The sequence below is a fragment of the Burkholderia sp. WTPI3 genome, assembly GCF_021483755.1.
Taxonomy (GTDB): domain Bacteria; phylum Pseudomonadota; class Gammaproteobacteria; order Burkholderiales; family Burkholderiaceae; genus Burkholderia.
Genome location: NZ_JAGIXF010000170.1, coordinates 1 through 5,636 on the forward strand (window position 1 = coordinate 1; position 5,636 = coordinate 5,636).

The 5,636-nt window shown below is 66.6% G+C and carries 4 protein-coding genes; 2 read left to right on the forward strand and 2 right to left on the reverse strand.

Features of this window, described 5'->3' with window-relative positions; genetic code table 11:
* Positions 1-2,018: transketolase (gene tkt, locus J7024_RS36065; protein WP_234745976.1), on the forward strand; the 2,018-nt coding region annotated here is incomplete at its 5' end.
* Between the two features lie 23 nt (positions 2,019-2,041).
* On the opposite strand, the gene pgm is transcribed toward tkt, so the two are convergent.
* Positions 2,042-3,724 (reverse strand): phosphoglucomutase (alpha-D-glucose-1,6-bisphosphate-dependent), encoded by a 1,683-nt coding sequence (pgm, locus tag J7024_RS36070; RefSeq protein WP_175787742.1) that lies wholly within the window; start codon positions 3,722-3,724, stop codon positions 2,042-2,044.
* A gap of 166 nt (positions 3,725-3,890) precedes the next feature.
* Positions 3,891-4,109, reverse strand: a complete 219-nt coding sequence (locus J7024_RS36075) for a hypothetical protein (protein ID WP_175752139.1) — start codon at positions 4,107-4,109, stop codon at positions 3,891-3,893.
* 373 nt (positions 4,110-4,482) lie between these two features.
* Here J7024_RS36075 and J7024_RS36080 point away from each other — a divergent pair.
* Positions 4,483-5,636 (forward strand): cation:proton antiporter (locus J7024_RS36080; protein WP_234745977.1); only part of this gene is annotated, 1,154 nt, incomplete at its 3' end.

A 5,636-nucleotide genomic window follows, 5' to 3' on the forward strand; every position in this document is an offset into this window, starting at 1 on the left:
ATACGCTACGCTTCCTGTCGATCGACGCCGTGCAGAAAGCGGCGAGCGGTCATCCAGGCTTGCCGCTGGGCGCGGCGCCGATGGCCTATGCATTATGGATGCACCATCTCAAGCATCACCCCGCCAATCCGGCATGGCTTGATCGGGATCGCTTCGTCCTGTCGGCCGGACATGGTTCGATGCTTTTGTACAGCCTGCTTCACCTGACCGGCTACGATCTGACACTCGATCAGATCAAACGCTTCCGACAATCGGGCAGCCTCACGCCCGGTCACCCGGAGCGCGGGCTCACTCCGGGTGTCGAGACCACGACCGGCCCGCTCGGCCAGGGCTTCGCCAACGCCGTCGGCATGGCGATGGCGGAAACGCAGCTCGCCGCATGCTACAACCGTCCCGGCTTCGAGATCGTCGATCACCACACCTATGCACTCGTCAGCGACGGCGACCTGATGGAAGGCGTCGCAGCGGAAGCCGCATCGCTGGCCGGCCATCTCCGGCTTGGCAAGCTGATCTGCCTGTACGACGACAATCGCGTCACGCTGTCCGCCGGCACCGCGATCACCTTCACCGAAGATTGCGCGCAACGGTTCAACGCCTACGGCTGGCATACGGAAACAGTCGACGACGGCAACGACCTGGCCGCCATCGACGCGGCGCTGCTCAACGCACGTGCCGAGCAGCAGCGTCCGTCGTTGATCCTCGTGCGCACGCATCTCGGCTACGGCTCGCCCAACCGGCAAGACACCTGCCAGGCTCACGGATCGCCGCTCGGCGAGGCCGAGGTGCGCCTGACCAAGCACAACCTCGGCTGGCCGCCCGATCCAGCGTTTCATATCCCCGCACCGGCGCTCGCGCATTTTCGCCGGGCGCTGGCGAAGGGGCGAATACGGGAAGAGCGCTGGAACACACTGTTCGCAGCCTATGCGCGCGCGTTTCCCGAACTGGCGGAGATGCTGCTGAACACTGTGCGCGGCGCGCTGCCCGACAGTTGGGACCGCGATATCCCGGTCTTTCCGGCCGATCCGAAAGGCATGGCGACGCGGGTCGCGTCCGGCAAGGTGCTGAACGCCCTCGCCCCCCGCGTCCCGTCGCTCATCGGCGGCTCCGCCGATCTGAATCCCTCCACCTTCACCGCGCTGACCGGGCACGGCGATTTCGAGGCCGCCGGCATGAACGCGCTCGACCGGCAAGGTTCCGACGGCGGCGGCTGGAGCCGCAGCGGCCGCAATCTGCATTTCGGCGTGCGCGAGCATGCAATGGGCGCGATCCTGAACGGCTTGTCGGCCCACGGCGGCATCCTGCCGTTCGGCGCGACCTTCCTGATCTTTTCCGATTACATGCGTCCGCCGATCCGGCTCGCCGCTTTGATGCGTCTGCAGGTGATCTACGTGTTCACGCACGACAGCCTGGCCGTCGGCGAGGACGGTGCGACGCATCAGCCGATGGAACAGCTTGCCGGCCTGCGCGCGGTCCCTGGCCTGCTGGTGATTCGACCGGCCGATGCCAACGAAACGGCCGTCGCGTGGCGCGTGGCGCTCGAAGCGCGAGAACGGCCGACCGCGCTGATCCTGACCCGCCAGGACGTGCCCACCATCGATCGTCTCCGGTTCGCGCCGGCAGAGGGCTTGCGACGCGGCGGCTACGTGCTGGCCGATGCCCCCGACGGCCGCCCCGCGCTGATCCTGATCGCGACAGGCTCGGAAGTCGGGCTCGCGCTGGCAGCGCACGCCGGGTTGCTCGCGCGCGGCGTGGCGGTTCGGGTGGTGTCGCTGCCCTGCTGGAGATTGTTCGACGCGCAGCCCCAGTCGTATCAGGACGCCGTGCTGCCGAAGTCGGTCGGTGCGCGGCTGGCGATCGAAGCGGGCGTGTCGCAAGGCTGGCACCGCTATGTCGGCGATCGTGGCGACGTACTCGGCATCGCGGGTTTCGGCGCGTCGGCGCCGGGCGCCGAGCTGATGCGCGACTTCGGCTTCACGGTCGAGAACGTCTGCGACCGCGCACTGAAGCTGCTCGCATGACCATTGGGCGGCCCATGCGCGTATCAGGCGTTCGAGCCGCCACCGGCGTCGCCATCGCACGTGCCGGCTTCGAGCACCGCATCGACCATCGACTGCGCATCTGACACGATGCGCGCCACGTGATCCTCTCCGTTGAAGCTTTCCGCATAGATCCGGTAGAGATCTTCGGTACCCGACGGCCGCGCAACGAACCAGCCGTGCTCCGTCATTACCTTGATGCCCCCGATCGCGGCCTGATTGCCCGGCGCCCGATCGAGTATCCGGACGATCGCCTCTCCCGCCAGTTCGGTGTGCGTGAACTGACGCGGCGTTAGCCGCGCCAGCAGTGCGCGCTGCTCAGGTGTGGCTGCGGCCTGTACCCTCCGTTCGGCGGGCGCGCCGAAGCGGTGCGCCAGGTCGCGGTAAAGCTCCGCCGGATCGCGGCCGGTTCGGATCGTGATTTCGGCCGACAGCAACGCGGGAACGATGCCGTCCTTGTCGGTCGTCCAGGGTTGCCCGTCGAGCTGCAGGCACGTGGCCCCCGCACTCTCCTCGCCGGCGAACCCCAGCGTGCCGTCGAGCAATCCGCCAACGAACCACTTGAAGCCGACGGGCACTTCGTAGATTGCGCGATCGTGTGCGCGGGCGACACGATCGATCACCCCGCTGCAGACGATCGACTTGCCGACCGCCGCGCGCCCAGGCCACTTCGGCCGATGCGCATGCAGGTAGTCGACGAGCACCGCGAGATAGTGATTGGGTGCCAGCAGGCCGTCGCTCCGCGTGACGATCCCGTGCCGGTCGTGGTCTGTATCGCACGCGAATGCGACGTCGAACCGGTCTTTCTGCGCGATCAGAGTCTGCATCGCATACGGCGAGGACGGGTCCATCCGGATCCGCCCGTCCCAGTCGACGCTCATGAAGCGAAAAGTCGGGTCGACTTCCTCGCTGACGATCTCGAGATTCAGGCGGTAACGCTCGGCAATCGCGCGCCAGTAGTGCACACCGGCGCCGCCGAGCGGATCGACGCCGAGCCGGATCGGCGCGCCGCACAGGATTCCCATGTCGATGACGCTGACCAGGTCATCGACATACGTCGCGAGGAATTCGTACCGGTGCGTCGTTGCAGCATTCGATGCCGTCGACAACGAGACGCGGCTCACTCCCGCGAGCCGCGCTTCGAGCAGATCGTTCGCCGCTGTTTCGATCCATTGGGTGACGGACTCATCGGCCGGGCCTCCGGTAGCAGGGTTGTACTTGATGCCGCCGTTGTCCGGGGGATTGTGAGACGGCGTCACGACGATGCCGTCGGCAAACCCGGCACTGCGGCCGCGGTTGTACTTCAGGATCGCGCGCGACACAGCCGGCGTAGGCGTGTATTCACCCGGCGGCGCCAGCATGACCTCGACGCCATTGGCAGCCAGCACTTCAAGCACGCTCGCCTGCGCCGGTTCGGAAAGCGCATGCGTATCGATCCCGAGAAACAACGGGCCGTCGATGCCATGCGAACGTCGATACCGGCAGATCGCCTGTGCGATCGCGAGGACGTGCCACTCGTTGAAACTGCGGGTCAACGCGGTGCCGCGGTGTCCCGACGTGCCGAACGTCACGCGTTGCGCCGGGACTGTCGGGTCCGGCATATCGGTGTAGTACGTGGTCACGAGGCGGGGAACGTCGATCCGCAGCGCGTAAGGCGCGAGCCGGCCTGCCAGCGGACTGACGGGCATCGCGGCCGGCACGCCCGGCGGGTCGGATGTAGCGGGATTCAACATGCCTCCTCTATGGGGCACAGCCCCCATTCTCGTTCAAGGGCGGACCATGAGTGCCGCCACGCGCCCGGCGGATGTCGGGCGCCGCCGCGCCCCCCTCGAGCGCGCGACTCGGCGGCCGTGCTCAATGCGCGGCCAGCTTGCCCGCTCGACGCTCGAGCATGAGCAGAAGGGCGATGATGCTGACGAGATGCATGCGTTCCGAGGGTGTCAAACGGCCGTGTTCCAGCGTTGATTCCAGCCGAATGCGCCAGAGGGTCCATGGCGCAGGCTCACCGAGCGTGACGCGTGCAATGAGTCGTTCAAGTGAACGTAGATCTCCCTCGATCGCAGTATGCGTCATGGCCATGCTCCGGTTGTCATGAGGATCGGCGAACAGTCTATGACGAAGCACTGCACCGCTCTGCCCGCTACCGTACATCGCGTGCATGCCGCTTCGGGCGCGCCTTCCCGGCCGCGTCAGCCGCAGCCACGCGTCATTTCGATCGCGATAGTTGCGCCGGTTGCGCCGGTTCTTTGTCCGCCATCGGACAGACGCCGGACCGACTCGCTGCGAACGTGGTACGCGGGAGCGATATTGTGCGACGAATCCGCGGCATCGACGCCCAGTCCGGTGTGTGCCGTCCGGCGCGTGCCGCGTGCGCCTGAACGACACCGCATGGCGACCTGCGCTCGACGCGCGGCGAGCGCGACGTTACCCATGCAGGACATTCAAAGTGACCGAAACGATCGGATGCCTCATCTTCGGAGCCTTGCTGATTTTCATGGGGCTCATCGGATCGTCGCTCAAGCGTCTGCCGCTGAGCGCGGCCATGGTGTATCTCGGGATCGGCTTTCTTATCGGACCGGCCAGCCTTGGCTTCCTGTCGCTGACATTGCCGGACGACGTCACGCATTTGCGCATCGCTGCCGAAATCGGCTTGCTGATCTCGCTGTTCGCGATCGGCCTGAGGCTGCGTGTGCCGCCCGCCGATCGCCGCTGGATGCTGCCGCTGCGGCTTGGCGTCGTCGCGATGATCTTCACCGTCGCGTCGATCGCCGCGCTCGGCATGCTGGTGCTGCATTTGAGTCTCGGCGTCGCGGTACTGCTGGGCGCGATGATCGCGCCGACGGATCCCGTGCTCGCTCATGACGTCGGCGTGCGCGACGCCGGTGACGTCGAACTGGTGCGTTTTTCGTTGTCCGGCGAAGGCGGGATCAACGACGGCACCGCCTACCCTTGCGCGGTGATCGGCTTGCTTGCGTGCGGGTCTGGCACGATGTCGGAGCTTCACTGGAACATGTTCGGCGACATTGCATGGGGTATCACCTCCGGCGTGGGTGCCGGCTGGCTGCTCGGCTTCGCCACCGCCCGTCTCGTCGCATTCCTGCGCAGCCGCCACGGACAGGCGCTCGGCCTCGAAGGGTTTTTCGCGCTGGGCCTGATCATGCTGTCGTACGGCGTGACGCTCGCCATTCATGGCTACGGGTTCCTGGCCGTGTTCGCCGCGGGCGTCGCGATGCGGCGTGTCGAGCATCGAACGAGCGGCCGGAAGACGTCGAAGGAGACGGTCGGCATCGTGGACAGCGAGGATGTCGAGGCCACCGCCACCGATCCCGACAAAGCCCATGCCTTCGTCGCGGAATCGGTCATGGGATTCACGATCGAGCTCGAACACATCGCCGAGGCCGTGCTGATCCTGCTGATCGGCGCGCTCGTCTCCAGCTATTGGATTGACATGCTCACCTGGGCTGGCGCGGCCGTGGTCGCGACACTGCTGTTCGTCATCCGGCCGGCGGCCACCTGGCTCGCGCTGATCGGGTCCCGGGCGTCGCGCCACCAGCGCCGGCTGATCAGCTGGTTCGGCATTCGCGGCGTGGGTTCCCTGTA